Genomic DNA, 21,192 nt, shown 5'->3' with positions numbered 1-21,192 from the left:
ATGCCCGCTGTCGCTGGGGAGCAATATCCCTGTTGTCTACTCGGGTATTTTTATTGTAATGCATGAATACGATGTAATCGACCATGGCAATAAAGAGAGTTTTCTTTTTATAAAAATAAATATCCGATACTTGATAATTTATACATCCGCATATACCTATATTTATTCATGTTGATTTGGAAGGGATAATTTTCAAAATAAATTTTCAACCCTGGTGATGTTCGTATTTTCTATTGCGGGGTTGATTATTTTTTTCTCTATAATGCTTATTTTTTATTGGGATGGTGTTTATTTGACTGTTTCTTTGCTATAAGCGCTAATGCTTTATATGGCATGCAATTATGTAAAGTGGTCCTGATGCGTGCTTTATTAACTCATTGAATATTAATTTTTATATCTCATTTTTAACAGCTTAAAGAAGGAAGGTCATACTTCCTGTTCGAGTGGAACGTTTCATAGCATGACATCTGGAGTCATATATGATGGAAAATAAAATTATTCTGGCTATTAACAGCGGAGAAGGAAAAACACGCTTGCTCACCGCTGATGCTGGCAAGGCAGTCAATGTTAAACTTATCCCGGGTAATAAGTATCTGTTAAAAAATGTCAATGATGACTTCGCACCAGAAAATATTACAATAAAGCGAGTCGGAAAGGCCCTGCATATTATTCAGGAGGGCGATACTCTACCGAGTATTATCATTGATGATTATTTTGATGGCGATCCCAACAAGCCCGCGCTGTTAGGGATGGCGGAAGATGGTCAACTTTATGCCTATGCTCCTCTGTCCGGTGAGAGCTACGATACGGGTTACTTAGTTGCTGACGGTAATATGTCACCGGTTGCCCTGGGCGGTGAGCCTATGGGACCAGGCAGTGGTATTTTCATGGCAACCGTTGATAACGACGATTCTCTGTTCGGTCTGTTAGGTTTCCTCGCGGCAGCCAGCGCAATCGGTGTCGGTGCCGCAGTTGCCATGAATGAAGGCAGTGACGATATTGCTGATCATAATGCCCCGGCAACCCCTGCCATTGGCGAAACCGTCGATAATGAAGGCGCTATTGTCGGTCCGTTGAAAAGTGGCGACCACACGGACGACACCACACCCACCCTGAGTGGCCGCGGTGAGCCGGGCGATACCATCCATATTTATGACAAGGGCAAAGAAATCGGCTCGGTAAAAGTGGGTGATGATGGTAAGTGGAGCTTCACACCGGAGAAACCTCTGGATGAGGGGGAACACGAACTCACTGTCACGGAAAAAGATCCCTCTGGTAATGAAAGTAAGCCTTCCGATCCGATTGTTATCACCGTTGATACCCTTGCGCCGGACGCGCCCGCCATTCAACACGTCATTGATAAGGTGGGTAATGTCGTTGGAGAAATTCACGATAACGGCTGGACTGATGATACCCGTCCCGAAATGAGTGGTACCGGTGAAGCGGGTGCCACTATCACCATTTACGACAACGGTAAAGCTATCGGTCAGACCGAAGTGAATGCTGATGGTCGCTGGTATTTCAAACCGACCCAGGATCTGGCCAATGGCAATCATGATTTCACCGTCACACAGACGGACAAAGCGGGCAATATCAGCGAGCCTTCAAACCCGATTCATATTGTGGTAGATACCATGCCGCCGGTTAAGCCAGACGTTGTGAACGCGCTGGATGATAGCGATTCTTTCACTGGCATGATTCAGGACGGCGGCGTCACTAATGATTCCAGACCAACCTTTAGTGGTGGTGGTGAACCTGGTGATACGGTCACTCTTTATGACGGCGATAAAGTCCTGGGCATCATCGTGATTGGCGATGATGGTAAGTGGTCGTTCACGCCGGCCGAGCCACTAACCGATGGCGGTCACAGCATCACTGTGACGCAAACCGATCCGACAGGAAATACCAGCGAGCCGTCTGACTCGCTGGATTTTGCCGTTGATACAACCCCTCCAGATGCTGGTGAAGATGTACTGAGAATTACCGGCGTTGCCGATAACGTTGGCGATTATCAGGGTAATGTGGCCAGCGGTGACATCACTGACGACAGCCAGCCTGCCATTAGCGGTATCGGCACCGCCGGCAATATGGTGTTCGTCTACACCACCGACGCGGCAGGTAAACACCTGATCGGTTCGGCGGTGGTTGATGCGGATGGCACATGGAACCTGACCCCGGAAGCACCATTGCTGGAAGGGCTGAACAGCCTGACCCTGGAAACTCAGGATCCGGCCGGTAACTGCATTACCGGTGAAGCCCCATCCTGGGACATCACGCTGCTGATCCCGACAGGTGCTGAGCCGTCGATCATCAACGTAAACGACGACAGTGAACCGTATGTAGGCCCATTGCAGAAAGGCGAGGTGACTAACGACAGCGGAGAGCGGCAGCTTCCCGGTAGTGATTGACACCGCGGCACCGTCTGCGGACAGCGCGGGCGTCACTGACGACGTGGGCGACGTGACCGGTCCGGTGGCGGACGGTGAGACCACCGACGATCCGTCCCCGACCTTCAGCGGCACCGCTGAGCCGGGCGACACCATTAACATCATCGACAACGGTGAAGTGATCGGCTCCGTGGTCGCCGGCGACGACGGCAAATGGGAATACACCCCGGAAGTGCCGCTGGACAAGGGCGATCACGAAATCACCACCACCGTCACTGACCCGGCGGGCAACACCAGCGAACCGTCGCCGGGCATCAGCTTCACCGTTGATCCGGATCCGAACATGGTGACCATCGGTACCGTCAAAGATGACCAGGGCCCGGTGACCGGCAACCTGACTGACGGCAGCGTCACCGACGACGCGCGTCCGGAACTGAGCGGCAGCGGCAAGCCGGGCAGTATCGTGACCGTGATGGACGGCACCACAGTCCTGGGCAGCACCACCGTACAGCCGGACGGCAGCTGGAGCTTCACGCCGTCAGCTGACCTGTCTGACGGCGACCACAGCCTGACCGCAACGTCTGTGGATCCGGCGGGTAACGACGTGACCTCACCGGCGTTCGATCTGACCGTGGACACCGGTGCGCCGGGCAAACCGTCCGTCGGCGCGGCAAATGACGACGTGGGCGATCCCGGAAACGCCGCTGGCGAAAGGGGAGCATGAGGTCACCACCACCGTCACTGACCCGGCGGGTAACAGCAGTGAACCGTCACCGGGCGTCAGCTTCACCGTTGACACCGATCCGAACATGGTCACTATCGGTGCGGTGAAAGATGATCAGGGCCCGGTGACCGGCAACCTGACTGTCGGCAGCGTCACTGACGACGCGCGTCCGGAACTGAGCGGCAGCGGCAAGCCGGGCAGTATCGTGACCGTGATGGACGGCAGCACCGTGNNCCGTGGCCAGTGATGACGTGGGCAACGTGCGCGGCGATCTGGCCAGCGGCAGCGTCACCGATGACGCCAACCCGACGCTGAAAGGTACCGCGGAGGCAGGCAGCCGGGTGAATATCTACGACAACGGCGAGCTGATTGGCTCTGCCGTGGCGGACAGCAATGGCGCCTGGACATTCACCCCGACCACACCGCTGCCGGAAGGCGAGCACCGTCTCACGGTCACGGCCACTGACAAAGCCGGTAACACCGGCCCGGCCTCCGACGAGTTTGTACTGTCCACCGACTACACGGCACCTGACAGCAATCTGGTGACGATTACCGGTGTTTATGACGATAAACCTCAGAGTACCGGGCCTGTAGCTCATGAAGGTGTTACCGATGATAACCGTCCGCTCATTTCCGGTACTGGTGCGGAAGCGGGCAATATCATTACCGTCTATAACGGTGATTCGGTTATCGGTTCTACCACTGTCAAGTCCGACGGTACCTGGGAACTGGAACCGACCACGCCGCTGCCGGATGGTAAGTACACGTTGACAGCGGAGGAGACCGACAATGTCGGCAATATCTCCGATCCGTCAAACGAGTTTGTCTTCACCCTGTCGACACAGGCACCGCCGGTTCCGTCGCTGGACAGTGTCTACGATGACGTAGCACCGGGTATTGACTATGTGCAGAAAGGGGAAGTGACTAACGACAGTCGCCCGACACTGAGCGGCAGCGGACTGATTGGCGGCACCATCAGCGTGTACGACAATGGCACGCTGATTGGTACCGCGACGGTGGGCAGCAATGGCAGCTGGAGCTTTACGCCAGATTCCGCGCTGAGCGATGGTCGCCATAACTTTACCGTCACTGTGACCGACACTATTGGACGTGTCAGCCCGGCGACCGGTGGCCACGATATTGTTGTGGATACCTCCGCACCGTCTGCGGCGTCCGATCTGCTTGTTTCTGACAACGTTGGTACCGTGCAGGGCCCGATCAATAACGGCGACACCACCGATGACAACACCCCGACCCTGAGCGGCAAAGCCGAAGCAGGCAGCACGGTGAACATCATTGATAACGGTATTGTGATTGGCTCTGCTGTTGCTGATAACAACGGTAACTGGAGCTTCACACCAGATACACCGCTGGCCAATGGTCCGCACGACCTGACCACAACAGTGACTGATCCGTCGGGTAACACCGGACCTGAAGGCACCCACGTGAACATCATTGTTGACGTGATCCCTGGGCAGGCCGCCATTATTGCTGTGAAAGATGATGTGGGCAGTGTAACCACCAATATCGCCCAGAACGGGGTGACGGACGACACCCGTCCGGAAATCACCGGTACGGCGAAGGCGGGCAGTATTGTTACCATCACCGATGGTAGCACGGTATTGGGTTCCACCACTGCGGGTTCGGACGGCAGCTGGAGCTTCACGCCGACGACCGATCTTGCTCAAGGCAACCATAGCTTCACCGCCACGGCGAAAGATCCGGCAGGTAATGATTCTGTCAGCGGCAGCTGGACCATCACCATTGACATCAATGCCCCGGTGAAACCGACCATTGATGCGGCAAATGATGATGTGGGTAGCACCCAGGGCACGCTGGCGAACCATGGGCTGACGGATGACCCGACGCCTACGCTCAACGGTAAAGCCGAAGCGGGCAGCATTGTGAAGATCTACGATCAGAACGGTCTGCTGGGCTCCGTGACTGCACGCGCTGACGGCACCTGGAGCTATACGCCAACCACCAAACTGGATGAAGGTAGCCATCAGTTCCATGTCACCGCAACGGACAAGGCTGGCAACACCAGCGATCCGTCGGATGACTTTGAACTGTTAATGGACTTCACAGCGCCGGACAGCAGCAAAATCTCCATCACGGATGTGGTTGATGATAAGCCGACGCAGACCGGTTCGGTCGCGCAAAACGGTGAAACGGATGATAACCGTCCGTTGATCAAAGGTACCGGTGCGGAAGAAGGCGATATTATCACCGTTTACAACGGCGATAAGGTTATCGGTTCCACGACCGTCAAGTCCGACGGGACCTGGGAGCTGGAACCGTCTTCACCGCTGCCAAACGGCACCTATGTTCTGACCGCGAAGGAAACCGATAGCGTTGGTAACGAAGCGGGTCCATCGAACGAATATGTCTTTACGGTATCTACCGTTGCACCACAGGCTCCGACACTGGATAACGTCTACGACGACCAGGCACCGGGTGTGGACTTCCTGCAGAAAGGCGATGTAACCAACGACAATACGCCGACCCTGAGCGGTAAGGGGCTGATTGGCGGCACCATCAGCGTTTACGACAATGGTACGCTGCTGGGTACCACCACAGTTGACAGTAATGGTAGCTGGAACTTCACGCCGGGGACGGCGCTGGCGGACGGTAACCATAACTTCACTGCTACGGTCACTGATGGTGTGGGACGTGTCAGCCCGGCGACCGGCGGCTTCAACATTGTTGTTGATACCGCAGCGCCATCTGCTGCCTCCGATCTGGTGATCACCGATGATGTCGGTACTGTGACAGGCGTCATTAATAACAATGACACTACCGATGACAACGTACCGGTTATCAGCGGCAAGGCGGATGCGGGCAGTACGGTGAGCATCATCGATAACGGCACGGTGATTGGTACAGTGACCGCGGACACCAACGGTAACTGGAGCTTCACACCGTCCACGCCGTTGGCCAATGGGCCGCACGACGTGACCACTAAGGTGACAGATACGGCAGGCAATACCGGACCAGAAGGGGCACATATCTCCTTTATTGTTGATGTGGTGCCAGGGCAGGTCGAAATCACCGCGCTGAAGGACGATGTGGGTAGCGTGACCACCAACATCACTCAGAACGGGGTGACGGACGACACCCGTCCTGAAATCACCGGTACGGCGAAGGCGGGCAGCATTGTCACCATTAAGGATGGCAACAACGTGCTGGGCTCCACCACCGCGGGCTCTGACGGTAACTGGACCTTCACCCCATCTGGCGATCTCGGTAAGGGCAACCATACCTTCACCGCGACGGCAGTCGATCCGGCAGGGAATGGTTCAAACAGCAGCAGCTGGACCATCACCATCGACACCGATGCGCCGTCGAAACCGACGATTGACCGTGCAACGGATGATGTGGGTGCAGTCCAGACGCCGCTGGCGAACCATGGCCTGACCGATGATCCGACGCCGACGTTGAGCGGCAAGGCGGAAGCGGGCAGCATCGTGAAGATCTACGATCAGAACGGTCTGCTGGGCTCCGTCACCGCGCGCGATGACGGCACCTGGAGCTACTCGCCGACAGCGAACCTGGACGAAGGAGTACATCAGTTCTACGTCACCGCAACCGACAAGGCCGGCAACACTGGCGTACCGTCGGATGACTTTGAGCTGACGCTGGACTTCTCTGCGCCGGACAGCAGTAAACTCGCTATCACTGATGTGGTGGACGATTATGGTCTCGTAACCGGCACTGTCTCCCATGAAGGGATGACGGATGATAACCGTCCGTTGATCAAAGGTACCGGTGCGGAAGAAGGCGATATCATCACCGTTTACAACGGCGATAAGGTGATTGGTTCCACGACCGTCAAGTCCGACGGTACCTGGGAACTGGAGCCGTCCTCACCGTTGCCAAATGGCCGTTATACGCTGACCGCGAAGGAGACCGACAAGGTTGGCAACGAAGCCGGCCCATCCGCTGAGTACATCATTAACGTCTCCACCACGCCGCCGCAGGCACCGACGCTGGATACCGTGTACGACGATCTGGCACCGGGTGTGGATTATCTGCAGAAAGGCGAAGTGACCAACGACAGCACACCGACCCTGAACGGTTCTGGTCTGATTGGCGGCACCATCAGTGTGTACGACAACGGTACCCTGATTGGCACGGCTACCGTTGATACCAATGGCAGCTGGACCTTCACACCGGGAACGGCGCTGAGCGATGGTCGTCATAACTTCACTGCCACGGTTACTGACAGTGTGGGACGCGTCAGCCCGGCGACCGGTGGCTACGACATCACCATCGATACCGGTGCACCGTCTGCGGCGTCCGATCTGCTGGTCTCCGATAACGTCGGCGCCTTCCAGGGCCCGATCACTAACGGTGACACCACCGATGACAACACCCCGACCCTGAGCGGCAAAGCCGAAGCAGGCAGCACGGTGAGCATCATCGATAACGGTACCGTGATTGGCTCTGCTGTTGCTGATAACAATGGTAACTGGAGCTTCACACCGGGTGCACCGCTGGCTAACGGTCCGCACGACCTGACCACCACAGTGACCGACACTGCGGGTAACACCGGGCCGGAAGGGGCGCACGTGAACATCATCGTTGACGTGACGCCGGGCCAGGCTGAAATCACCGCCGTGAAGGATGATGTGGGTAGCGTGACCACCAACATCGCCCAGAACGGGGTGACGGACGACACCCGTCCGGAAATCACCGGTACGGCGAAGGCGGGCAGTATTGTCACCATCACCGATGGCAGCAACGTGCTGGGTTCCACCACCGCGGGCTCTGACGGTAACTGGACCTTCACCCCGTCTGGCGATCTCGGTAAGGGCAACCATACCTTTACCGCCTCGGCGAAAGATCCGGCAGGTAACGTCACCACCAGCAGCAGCTGGACCATCACCATTGATACTGATGCGCCGCTGAAACCAAGCATCGACAGCGCAACGGATGATGTGGGTGCGGTCCAGACACCGCTGGCAAACCATGGCCTGACGGATGACCCGACGCCAACGCTCAACGGTAAAGCCGAAGCGGGCAGCATCGTGAAGATCTACGATCAGAGCGGTCTGCTGGGCTCCGTCACCGCGCGCGATGACGGCACCTGGAGCTACTCGCCGACGGCGAACCTGAGCGAAGGCAGCCATCAGTTCTATGTGACTGCGACCGACAAGGCTGGCAATACCGGTACTCCATCGGACAACTTCGAACTGGTTCTGGACTTCTCTGCGCCGGACAGCAGCAAACTCGCTATCACCGATGTGGTGGATGATGTTGGCGGCTACCAGGGGTCTGTCGCGGATAACGGAGAAACTGACGATACCCGTCCGTTGATCAAGGGTACCGGTGCAGAAACGGGCGATATCATCACCGTTTATAACGGCGATAAGGTGATTGGCTCCACGACCGTCAAGTCTGATGGTACATGGGAACTGGTACCGTCATCACCGTTACCGAACGGGACTTATGTCCTGACCGCGAAAGAAACCGATATAGTCGGCAACGAAGCGGGTCCGTCAAACGACTACACCATCAAGGTGTCGACTGAAGGCCCACAGGCGCCGACGCTGGATAAAGTGTATGACGATCTGGCACCGGGAGTGGACTTCCTGCAGAAAGGTGAAGTGACTAACGACAGCACGCCGACGCTGAGCGGTACGGGTGTTGCCAACGGCACCATTAGCGTTTACGACAACGGTACGTTGATTGGCACCACCACGGTCGACAGCAGTGGCAGCTGGAGCTTCACGCCGGGGACGGCGCTGGCCAATGGTAATCATAACTTCACTGCCACGGTCACTGATGGCGTGGGTCGTGTGAGCCCGGCGACAGGCGGTTTCAATATCGTTGTGGATACCAGCGCGCCGTCTGCGGCCTCGGATCTGCAGGTCTCCGATAATGTCGGCAGCTATCAGGGCCCGGTCAGCAACGGTGCAACGACCGATGACAACACTCCGCTCATCAGCGGCAAGGCTGAAGCGGGCAGTACGGTGAACATCATCGACAATGGTTCCGTGATTGGCTCTGCTGTTGCAGATAACAATGGTAACTGGAGCTTCACACCGTCTACGCCAATGGCAAACGGGTCGCATGACATTACCACCACGGTCACTGATCCGGCAGGAAACACCGGGCCGGAAGGGGCGCATACCTCTTTTGTGGTTGATGTTGACCCGGGTCAGGTTGCCATTACTGCCGTGAAAGATGATGCAGGCACTGAGACTGGCGTTATCGCGCAAAACGGGGTGACGGACGACACTCGTCCGGAAATCACCGGTACGGCGAAGGCGGGCAGTATTGTCACCATTAAAGATGGTGGCACGGTGCTGGGCTCCACCACGGCGGGCTCTGACGGTAACTGGACCTTCACCCCGGCGGTTGATCTGGGTAAAGGCAACCACACCTTTACCGCGACGGCGAAAGATCCGGCAGGTAACGACTCTGACAGTGGTAGCTGGACCATCACCATCGACATTGATGCACCGATGAAACCAAGCATCGACAGTGCAACCGATGATGTGGGTGCGGTTCAGACGCCGCTGGCGAACCATGGCCTGACGGATGACCCGACGCCAACGCTCAACGGTAAGGCGGAAGCGGGCAGCATCGTGAAGATCTATGATCAGAGCGGACTGCTGGGCTCCGTCACGGCACGTGCTGACGGTACCTGGAGCTACTCGCCGACCGCCAGCCTGAGTGAAGGCAGCCATCAGTTCTATGTGACCGCAACCGATAAGGCCGGCAACACTGGCGTACCATCGGATAACTTCGAACTGGTTCTGGACTTCACACCGCCGGACAGCAGCAAAGTCAGCATCACTACCGTGTACGACGATGCAGGTACGGTCACTGGCAATATTGCATCCGGAAATGTGACGGATGACAACACGCCGCTGATTAAGGGCACGGGGGCAGAGGCCGGCGATACGATCACGGTTTACAACGGCAACACCGTTATCGGAACCGCAATCGTACAGAGCGATGGCACCTGGTCACTGCAGGTCAACACGGCGCTGGCTGACGGCACCTACCGACTGACGGCGAAAGAAACCGATAAGGCGGGCAACGAAACGTCTGCATCGCCAGAGTACGTGATTCAGATCGACGCTGGCGGACAACCGCTGCCGCCGACCCTGACCAGCGTCTCTGATGATGTGGCTCCGCATACGGGGGCACTGCAGAGCAATGCCGTCACCAACGACAACACCCTGACGCTGACGGGTACCGCCGAAGCGGGCGTGACAGTCAACATCTACGGTGGGGTCAATGGTACCACGCTGCTGGGTACCACCACGGCAGATGCGAACGGGGACTGGACCTACACGACGCCGGTACTGGCAGACGGTGCGCACAAATTTGTTGCGGAAGCCGTTAACAGCATCGGTCAGGTGAGCCCACAAACCGGCGGCTTCCCGGTCACGGTGGATACCAGCGCACCGGGTGCGGTGTCTGGCTTTGTGGTCACCGACGATCAGGCACCGCAGATCGGTAACCTGACTGACGGCGCGACAACGAATGATGCCACACCGAAGATCAGCGGTATCGCCGATCCAGGCAGCATTGTTCGTATCTACGTCGACGGCGTGGAGAATGGCTCAACCACAGCCAATGCTTCCGGTAACTGGGAATACACCACCACGTCACTGGCGGATGGTCAGCATACCTTTACGGCGCGTGCTGAAGATACCGCAGGCAACCTGGGCCCGGTAAATACCGGTATTACGGTCACCCTGGATACCACGACCGTAACGGTCACCATCACGAATGTGATTGATGATGTGGGTACGGTGACCGGCAATGTGCCAGCAAATACGGTGACTGACGATGCACGTCCGGAAATCACCGGTAAGGCGAAGGCAGGCAGTATTATCACCATCAAGGATGGCAGCACCGTGCTGGGCTCCACTACCGCCGAAGCTGACGGTACCTGGAGCTTCACACCGGTCGCTAACCTGGGTGAAGGCGCGCACAGCATCACGGCGACGGCCAGAGACCTGTCGGGGCAGGAAGATACGTCCAGCGCCTTTACCTTCAGCGTGGATACGGCGGCACCAAACCGTCCGACGATTGACTACGCCGAAGATCAGGTGGGTGCGGTTAAGAATGACCTGCTCAACGGCGGTGCCACTGACGATCCGCAACCGATTCTGCATGGTACAGCCGAAGCGAACAGCGTCGTTAACATTTACACCGCAGACGGTACGCTGATTGGCTCTGCAACGGTCAGCAGCAGCGGGGCGTGGAACTTCAAGCCGGGTAGCAAACTGCCTGAAGGCAAGAACACCTTCTACGTCACGGCGAAGGATGAAGCCGGTAACGTCAGCGACAAGTCTTCGGACTTCGTTGTTAATACCGACTACACCTCACCGGATGCGGGCAGGGTGTCCATCGATGCTGTGACCGACCAGTATGGCGCGGTACAGGGGCCGGTACTGAGCGGCGGGGTGCTGGATGATGCCCGTCCGGTTATCAGTGGTTCTGGCGCTGAAATGGGTGACATCATTACCGTGTACACCACGGATAAAAATGGCGTCACCAAAGTACTGGGTACCACGACAGTGGATGTTAACGGCAAATGGACACTGACGCCGTCCGAATCGCTGTACCCGGATTCCATTAACAAACTGTCCGTCACGGAAACCGATCGGGTCGGTAACGAGGCGAAACCATCAGGGACCTATGACGTCACCCTGTCGAACCCGCCAACGGCACCGGTCATCAGTGGTGTCACCGACGATACCGGTTCGACGAATGTCGAACTGAATAACGGTGGCAGAACGGGTGATACCACGCCAACCCTGCACGGTACGGCGCCGGGTGTGGCTGGCAACATCGTGACCATTTACAACGGTAACCAGGTAGTGGGTTCAACCACACTGGATGCGAGCGGTAACTGGAGCTTCACACCGTCAACTGCACTGGCCGATGCCACCTATGACTTTACTGTCACGGTGAAAAACGCTGCCGGTCAGGAAAGTGAGAAGAGCCTGTCGTTCAGTGTGGAAATCGATGCCACGGCACCGGCTGCGGTCACCGATCTCACCATCACTGACGATGTCGGTACGATCACCGGTCCGTTGACCAACAACGCTATTACGGATGATAACAAACCAACCTTCACGGGTAAGGCTGAGCCGAACAGCACGGTTAATATCCTCGATGGCGGTACGGTCATCGGTAGCGCCGCGGTGGATAACAACGGCAACTGGAACTGGACACCATCGACAGCACTGGCGGATGGCACACATCAGTTCACCACCACCGTGACCGACAGCGTGGGCAACACCGGGGCACCAACGTCACCTGTGACCATTAATGTTGATACCCAGGCACCTGGCATTACACTGTCGATTGATGGGTACCTGGACGATGTTGGCACCAATAAAGGGGTGATCACCGGCAGCGGCACCAGCACTGACGATACGTCACCGGTGCTGAGAGGCAGCTGGACGGGCGATCTGAAAGATACGGAAACACTGCGTATTTATCAGGGGGGTGTTCTGGTTGGCACGGTTGATCCTATGGATATCGATCGGGTTAACCACACATGGACAATGGCGCTGACGGGTCTCCAGGATGGCAATACGTATACCTTTACTGCAGCCGCAGTGGATGCAGCGGGTAACGAGTCTGCCAAATCGTCGGACTTCAGGCTGACCGTTGACCTTACACCGCCGACCCAGATGGTCACGATCGACAGCTACTTTGACGATGTCGGTCTGGTGAGTGGCAATATGACCAATGGCTCTACCACGGACGATCGTCAGCCGGTACTGAATGGTACGATTTCCGGTGTGCCATTAGAGACGGGTGATGTGGTGCGTATCTATGATGTCGCCACGAATCAGCTGCTGGGCGCCGCCACGATGAACGCCGACGGGACCACCTGGAGCTTCGAGCTGCCGCCGCTGAAGGATGATACCACTTACTCCTTCAGAGCGGTGGTCGCGGATGCAGCAGGTAACGAAGGCACTGTATCCGGCAACTTCACGGTTTCGGTTGATCTGTCAATCATCATTAACAGCCAGAATACGCTGGACACGACACCTATCGTTTCAGGCTACACCGGCTTTGCGATTGGTGCTGGCGAATATGTTGAGATCACCATCAACGGTGAGTTGTACAGCTCTCAGAATGGCCAGGTTGTGCTGGATCCGAAGAACAACACCTGGTATGTCCAGATCCCGGATGCGCATGTTCTGCCGAAAGGTCAGACGTATGATGTCTCTGCCGTGCTGAAACAGGCCAATGGCATCGTCATTACCACCGACGACACCACCGGGGAGCTGTATGTGGGTAACACGCCTGAGGCACCACAAACACCGACCACGACGGATACGGCTAACAAGGCAACCGCAATGACCATTGGTGAAGACGGGCAGTGGCGGATCTTCTCCAACATGGCCGTGTTGAATGCCAATGGTACGGATATCACCAACGTTACCCAGTTCGACAAGGGGAATATCCTGACCGGCAACGAGGGGGTATTTGGTTCGGTCACCTTCATGGACTTCAACCGTGATGGCCTGATGGATATCTTCGGTGAAGACTCCATTTACGCGGATGGTCAGCAGGCCTTTATGTACCGTCCGGGGTCGACGCAGACCAACATCCCGGCGGCATCGTCCAGTGCGATTAACCACGACTACTACGCTTTCCAGGTCGGTTCAACCACCTATTTAGGGGAGCGCGCGGATTACAGTGGTTCCGGAGTAAGCAGTGCGCACGTCCCCCCCGCCCCTGAACGGGACGGCGGCGGCCGGTGATATCGTCACCATCCGCGACGACAGCACCGTCCTGGGTTCGGTGACAGCGGACATCAATGGCCGCTGGAGCTTCACGCCGGATACGGCGCTGGCAGACGGCAACCATTCCCCCCCCCCGCCACTGACCCAGCAGGCAACCACAAGGAGAGTGGCAGCTTCCCGGTGGTGATTGACTGCACCGCGCCGTCCGTGATCGCCGAACTGCTGATTACGGACAACGTCGGCGAGTATACCGGCCCGGTGAACGACGGCGACACCACAGATGACCAGTCCCCGACCTTCAGCGGCACGGCGCAGACGGGTGACATCATCACGGTGATCGACAACGGCGTCGTGCTGGGCTCGGCGGTAGCCAGTGATAATGGTAAGTGGACGTACACCCCGGAAACGCCGCTGGCGAAAGGCAAGCACGAGATCACCACCACCGTCACCGACCCGGCGGGTAACACCAGTGAACCGTCGCCGGGCGTCAGTTTCACCGTTGATCCGGATCCGAACATGGTCACTCTCGGTGCGGTGAAAGACGATCAGGGGCCGGTAACCGGCAACCTGACTGACGGCGGTGTCACCGACGACGCGCGTCCGGAACTGACCGGCAGCGGTAAACCTGGGAGCGTGGTCACTATTAAAGATGGTGATGAGGTACTGGGTTCGACTACCGTCAAACAGGACGGCCGCTGGAGCTTTACCCCAGCCGGAGATCTTGCAGACGGTGACCACAGTCTGACGGTGATCTCTGTCGATCAGGCGGGTAATGATGTCGTTTCTCCGGCCTTCGATTTGACGGTCGATACTGCATCACCGGGAAAACCGGCGATTGCCGTGGCTAATGACGATGTTGGCGACATCCGTGGCGATCTGGCCAGCGGTAGCGTCACCGACGATGCCAACCCCACGCTGAAAGGCATTGCGGAGGCCGGTAGCCGGGTCGATATCTACGATAATGGCGAGCTGATTGGCTCTGCCGTCGCTGACAGCAACGGCACCTGGTCGTTCANTTTGCCCCCGCCACTGACAGGGCCGGTAATACCGGTCCGGCATCTGACAGGTTCGTGCTCTCCACCGACTACACCCCGCCAGACAGCAGTAAAGTCAGCATCACCAGCGTGGTTGATGATGCGGGTTCGGTCACAGGTAACATGACTTCCGGTAGTGTCACCGACGACAACACGCCGCTGATCAAGGGCACCGGCGCAGAAGCCGGCAACACGATCACGGTCTACAACGGCAACACGGTTATCGGTACGGCAACCGTACAGGGTGACGGTACATGGTCACTGCAGGTGAATACTGTACTGGCTGACGGTACCTACAGACTGACGGCGAAAGAAACCGATAAAGTGGGTAACGAAACCGCTGCATCGCCAGAATACGTGATTCAGATCGACGCAGGCGGTCAGCCGCTGCCGCCGACACTGACCAGCGTTGTTGACGATGTGGCGACCTATACGGGTGCCCTGCAGAGCAATGCCGTCACCAACGACAACACCCTGACGCTGACAGGTACGGCCGAAGCTAACGTAACGGTCAAGATCTATGGCGGTGTCAACGGCACCACGCTGCTGGGGTCAACCACGGCGGATGCCAACGGCGACTGGACTTACACCACGTCGGCACTGTCAGACGGTCTCAACACGTTCGTAGCTGAAGCCGTTAACAGCATCGGTCAGGTGAGCCCGCAGACCGGTGGCTTCCCGGTCACGGTCGATACAGCGGCCCCGGGTGCGGTGTCTTCCTTCGTGGTCACCGACGATCTGGCGCCGCAGGTCGGCAACCTGAACGATGGCGACACGACCAACGATGCAACGCCGAAGATCAGCGGTATTGCAGAGCCTGGCAGTATCGTTCATCTCTACGTCGATGGCGTGGAGAACGGGTCAACGACGGCGGATGCCTCCGGTAACTGGACGTACACCATGACCACTCTGACGGATGGTCAGCATACCTTCACGGCACGTGCCGGGGATGTTGCCGGTAACCTGGGCCCGGTCAACACCGGTATTACGGTGATGCTGGATACCTCAGGTGTGAGTGTCAGCATCACCAGCGTGAAAGATGACGTGGGTACGGTGACCGGCGATGTCGCTGCGGATAACGTAACTGATGACGCCCGTCCGGAATTCACCGGTAAGGCGAAAGCAGGCAGCATTATCACCATCAAGGATGGCAGTACGGTTCTGGGCTCTACCACCGCCGGGGCTGACGGTATCTGGACCTTCACACCGGTGGGTAACCTGGGTGATGGCGCGCACAGCATCACGGCTACAGCACGTGATCTGTCAGGTCAGGAAGATACTTCCGGTGCCTTTACTTTCCGTGTGGATACCGCGACGCCAAACCGTCCGATGATTGACTATGCGGAAGATCAGGTGGGTGCCGTGAAAAATGACCTGAGCAACAACGGTTACACGGATGACCCACAACCGATCCTGCATGGTACAGCCGAAGCGAACAGTATCGTCAGAATCTACACCGCTGACGGTACGCTGATCGGCTCAGCAACGGCCAGCAGCAGCGGGGCGTGGAACTTCAAGCCGGGTAGCAAACTGCCTGAAGGCAAGAACACCTTCTACGTCACGGCGACAGATGAAGCCGGTAACGTCAGCGACAAGTCTGCGAACTTCGTGGTGAATACCGACTACACCTCGCCGGATGCCAGCAAAGTTTCCATCGACACTGTGACCGACCAGTACGGTGTTGTGCAGGGCCTGATACTGGATGGTGGAGTACTGGACGATCCACGTCCGGTGATTGGAGGGACAGGTGCTGAACAGGGCAACGTCATCACTGTTTACACCACGGATAAAGATGGCAATACCCGCGTGCTGGGCTCCACCATCGTTGATGCCAACGGCAAATGGACACTGACCCCGTCCGGATCGCTGTACGCGGATTCCATTAACCATCTGTCTGTTGTTGAAACCGACAACGTCGGTAACGAGGCGAAACCGTCAGGGACGTATGATGTCACCCTGTCCAACCCGCCAACGGCTCCGGTGATTGATGGCGTGACCGATAATACCGGCCCGGCGAATGTCGAGCTGAATAACGGCGGCATGACCAGCGATACCACACCGACACTGCACGGTACGGCACCGGGCGTGGCAGGCAACATTGTGATCATCTACAACGGTAACCAGGTGGTGGGCTCGACCACGCTCGATGCGAGTGGTCACTGGACCTTCACACCACTGACAGCACTGACAGATGCCACCTATGACTTTACTGTCACGGTGAAAAACACTGCCGGTCAGGAAAGTGAGAAGAGCCCGTCGTTCAGTATTGAAATCGACGCGACAGCGCCGGCGGCGGTCACGGATCTGACGATCACTGACGATGTCGGAACGATCACCGGTCCGCTGACCAACAACGCCATTACGGATGATAACAAACCGACCTTTGCGGGTAAGGCTGAGCCAGACAGCACAGTGAATATCCTCGATAACGGTGTTGTTATCGGCAGTGCCGCAGTGGACAGCTACGGTAACTGGACCTGGACGCCGGCGACGGCACTGGCGGATGGTGCGCATCAGTTCACCACCACCGTCACTGACAGCGTGGGTAACACAGGGGCACCAACGTCACCGGTGAATGTCACCGTTGATACCCAGGCACCGGGTGTTACGCTGGCGATTGATGGCTACCTCGATGATGTCGGCACCAATAAAGGTGTGATCATCGGCAGCGGTACCAGCACTGACGATACCTCGCCAGTACTGAGAGGCAGCTGGACGGGCGAGCTGAAAGACACTGAAACGCTGCGTATTTACCAGAGTGGAGTGCTGATTGGCACGGTGGATCCGATGGATATTGATCGCAATAACCATACATGGACCCTTGCGCTGTCGGAACTCCAGGATGGCAACACCTATACCTTTACAGCAGCCGCAGTGGATGCCGCGGGTAATGAGTCGGCCAGATCGTCTGACTTCACGTTAACGGTTGATCTGACGCCGCCAACCCAGACGGTCACGATCAACAGCTACTACGATGATGTTGGTCTGTCGACGGGTAATATGAGCAACGGCATGACCACAGATGACCGTCAGCCGGTACTGAATGGTTCGCTTTTCGGTGTGCCATTAGCCGCGGGTGATGAGATTCGTATCTATGATGCTGGTACGAACACGCTGCTGGGTGTGGCCACGATGAATCCNACCTCCCGCCGCTGTCGGATAATACGACCTACTCCTTCCGGGCGGTGGTCGCGGATGCCGCAGGTAACGAAGGGACGGTATCCGGTAAGTTCACGGTATCGGTTGATCTGTCAATCATTATCAACAGCCAGAACACCCTGGATACGACACCTATCGTTTCCGGTTACACCGGCTTTGCGATTGGCGCCGGCGAGTATGTCGAGATCACGATAAACGGTGAGGTATACAGCTCCCAGAATGGTCAGGTCGTGCTGGATCCGAAGAACAACACCTGGTATGTCCAGATCCCGGATGCGCATGTTCTGCCGAAAGGTCAGACGTATGATGTCTCTGCGGTGCTGAAACAGTCGGATGGCATCGTCATTACCACCGACGACACCACCGGCGAGTTGTATGTGGGTAACACTCCTGCCGCACCGGAAACCCCGGCAACGACAGATACGGCCAACAAAGCAACGGCGATGACCATTGGTGAAGACGGACAGTGGCGGATCTTCTCCAACATGGCGGTGCTGAATGCCAACGGGACGGATATCACCAACGTCACCCGGTTCGACAAGGGGAATATCCTGACCGGTAACGAGGGGGTCTTTGGTTCGGTCACCTTCATGGACTTCAACCGTGACGGGCTGATGGATATTTTCGGTGAAGACTCCATCTATGCGGATGGTCAGCAGGCCTTTATGTACCGTCCGGGGTCGACGCAGACCAATATCCCGGCGGCACCGGGCAGTGCGGTTAACCATGACTACTACGCCTTTCAGGTGGGTTCAACCACCTATTTGGGGCAGCGGGTGGGGCCTGGTACGGCGGCACGGCGGCCTACGACCGGGATGGTGACGGGTACGTCGACCTCGCCTACGGTGATAACACGCCGAACGATGAAGAAGCCGGACAGGGTTATGACTCCTCGTTTGTTAATAACGGCGAGGGCATGTTCAGCAAGGATCCGTCGCTGGTATGGGATCCGACCGGGGCGCCTGCAAACCTCTATGGTGAGCGGTATCAGGCCACACCTGAGAAGATGGTGTCGAGCGTCGACCTTAACAACGACGGCGTGACGGACCTCGTCTACCTGGGCGGTGCGGGTTACAACTACATCAGTGGTAACACCAACGCGCAGAACTCCGGTGACGCCAACCGTCTGGTCGTCGCCAGTGCGAACAGTGATGGTGTGCTGAAAGTCACGCAGATCGTTAACAACGCACTGTATAACGATGAAGGACTGGTGTTCGACGGGGTCTCCATGACCTGGGCGGATTTCGACGGTGACGGTTACCTCGATCTCTTCCAGGGCACCACGGACGGCGCATCGGTAGCCATCCAGAACCAGAGTAAGATCTTCTTCAACGATGAAGGCCGGATCTCTTCTGCAGGGACAAACAGCTACGGTATTGATACCGATGTGGGGCGTTCCTACAACATGGGTGACTCGATGAAGGGCGGCGGCTCTGTGGCTGTCGACTGGAACACTGATGGCAAGATGGATGTCATTGAAATCCCGTACTATACCAGTGCCGATCCGGCAACGGCCCAGAACGTGATGCTGTACACCAACGGTACCGCTAACAGTACGGTGAAATTCACTTCATCCACACTGACAACAGTGGCGGATCAGGGCGTGGGAAGTGCCATTACTGGCCTGTTAACCCTTGACCTTGACTGGGATCGTCTGGTCGTCGCCAGTGCGAACAGTGATGGTGTGCTGAAAGTCACGCAGATCGTTAACAACGCACTCTACAACGATGAAGGACTGGTGTTCGACGGGGTCTCCATGACCTGGGCGGATTTCGATGGTGATGGCTACCTCGATCTCTTCCAGGGCACGACGGACGGTGCATCGGTGGCTATCCAGAACCAGAGTAAGATCTTCTTCAACGATGGAGGCCGGATCTCTTCTGCTGGGACAAACAGCTACGGTATTGATACAGATGTAGGCCGTACCTACGGCATGGGAGACAGTATGAAGGGCGGCGGCTCCGTGGCCGTCGACTGGAACACCGATGGCAAAATGGATGTCATTGAAATCCCGTACTATAGCAGTGCTGATCCGGCAACGGCCCAGAACGTGATGCTGTACACCAACGGTACCGCTAACAGTACAGTGAAGTTCACTTCATCGGTCCTGACAACGGTGGCGGATCAGGGTGTGGGCAGTGCCCTTACTGGCCTGTTAACCCTTGACCTTGACTGGGACGGTGATAAAGACCTGTTGCTGTTCACCGGTAACAAAGGTTCCACCTATGTTGAAAACAAATCGGCCAACGACTACGGGAATGCGATCCATCTGAAGATTGTTGATCAGAATGGTATCAACGCCCTGTACGGCAACACGGTCCAGTTGTTTGATGCGAACGGGAACCTGGTGGCGTCGCAGATCATCAACCCGCAGGCCGGGAACCAGACCAGCGACAGCTCGGCGATTGTGGACTTCTACGGATTAGATCCTGCTGAAAACTACAGCGCGGTCCTGTTACGTACGGTTAAAGGCGTCTCGTCTGATGTTGGCGGTAAAGCCTCTCTCGGGGGAACCACCATTGAGAATGTGAACGCCGCGTGGGCTGACCTGAAAGCGACAAACAGCTACGACAGCTATGTGTTAACTGCGGAAGGTGGCAGTGCCGTTAACAACGCCAACATTGGTAATGGCGTGGTCGGTACGGGCTACAACGACACCTTCTCTGCAACACTCGGAACGGACATCTACAACGGCGGCGGCGGTACCACCATCGTTTCTGGTGAACGTGTCTGGAGTAACACAGGCGGTATCGATATCGTCGACTACCGGCTGGCTGGTACGACGTCACTGAACATCGATCTCAGCAAAACCACGGCACAGAACACGGGCTTTGGTAACGCGAGGTTCGTGAACATCGAGGGGCTGGCGGGTGCTCAGGGTAGCGATACCTTCACCGGTAACGCGGGCAACAACTACTTTGAAGGTCGCGGCGGGAATGACATCTTCAACCTCGACGTCGACGGGAAAGGGGGTGGTCAGGATACTCTGACGTACAAGGTCCTGGCAGGTGGAAACAGTAACGGTACCGGCGGTAACGGTAGCGATACGGTCAACGGTTTCTGGGTCGGTACAGTAGAAGCGACGAAAGCCGCGGATGTCATCGACGTCAGCAACCTGCTGGTCGGTTACTCTGCCAGCGCTGACGGTGCAGCGC

The 21,192-nt window shown here is 56.9% G+C and carries 7 protein-coding genes and 1 pseudogene; all 8 read left to right on the top strand.

The genetic code is table 11. From position 1 onward, the window contains the following. Positions 1-479: 479 nt before the first annotated feature. The 8 genes and pseudogenes from GM30_RS12520 (at position 480) to GM30_RS26605 (ending at position 19,080) form a co-directional block, all read left to right on the top strand. Complete coding sequence (locus GM30_RS12520; protein ID WP_049848889.1) at positions 480-2,408, top strand: Ig-like domain-containing protein; 1,929 nt, start codon at positions 480-482, stop codon at positions 2,406-2,408. Then, positions 2,401-3,111, top strand: a complete 711-nt coding sequence (locus GM30_RS25565; protein WP_049848888.1) for an Ig-like domain-containing protein — start codon at positions 2,401-2,403, stop codon at positions 3,109-3,111. The genes GM30_RS12520 and GM30_RS25565 overlap by 8 nt, the downstream gene beginning before the upstream one ends. Then, the gene (locus tag GM30_RS12510; protein ID WP_049848887.1) at positions 3,062-3,358 is read left to right on the top strand and encodes an Ig-like domain-containing protein; all 297 of its coding nucleotides are present in this window, start codon (positions 3,062-3,064) and stop codon (positions 3,356-3,358) included. The genes GM30_RS25565 and GM30_RS12510 overlap by 50 nt, the downstream gene beginning before the upstream one ends. After that, a complete protein-coding gene (locus GM30_RS12505; protein WP_049848886.1) occupies positions 3,348-13,862 on the top strand; it encodes an Ig-like domain-containing protein in 10,515 nt (3,504 codons plus the stop codon). The genes GM30_RS12510 and GM30_RS12505 overlap by 11 nt, the downstream gene beginning before the upstream one ends. Further along, complete coding sequence (locus GM30_RS26170; protein WP_155483972.1) at positions 13,816-14,031, top strand: Ig-like domain-containing protein; 216 nt, start codon at positions 13,816-13,818, stop codon at positions 14,029-14,031. The genes GM30_RS12505 and GM30_RS26170 overlap by 47 nt, the downstream gene beginning before the upstream one ends. Further along, complete coding sequence (locus tag GM30_RS12500) at positions 14,025-15,005, top strand: Ig-like domain-containing protein (RefSeq protein WP_049848885.1); 981 nt, start codon at positions 14,025-14,027, stop codon at positions 15,003-15,005. Before GM30_RS26170 ends, GM30_RS12500 begins: the two co-directional genes overlap by 7 nt. Beyond that, positions 15,002-17,458, top strand: a pseudogene (locus GM30_RS12495) (Ig-like domain-containing protein); the annotation flags it as partial. The gene GM30_RS12500 and the pseudogene GM30_RS12495, both read left to right, overlap by 4 nt. Positions 17,459-18,063: 605 nt before the next feature. Next, the gene (locus GM30_RS26605; RefSeq protein ID WP_476690989.1) at positions 18,064-19,080 is read left to right on the top strand and encodes a hypothetical protein; all 1,017 of its coding nucleotides are present in this window, start codon (positions 18,064-18,066) and stop codon (positions 19,078-19,080) included. Positions 19,081-21,192: the final 2,112 nt, after the last annotated feature.

The organism is Trabulsiella odontotermitis, assembly GCF_001188485.1.
GTDB lineage: Bacteria > Pseudomonadota > Gammaproteobacteria > Enterobacterales > Enterobacteriaceae > Trabulsiella > Trabulsiella odontotermitis_A.
Note: the sequence above shows the minus strand (reverse complement) of the source record. Positions and strands in the feature narration are given on the sequence as shown.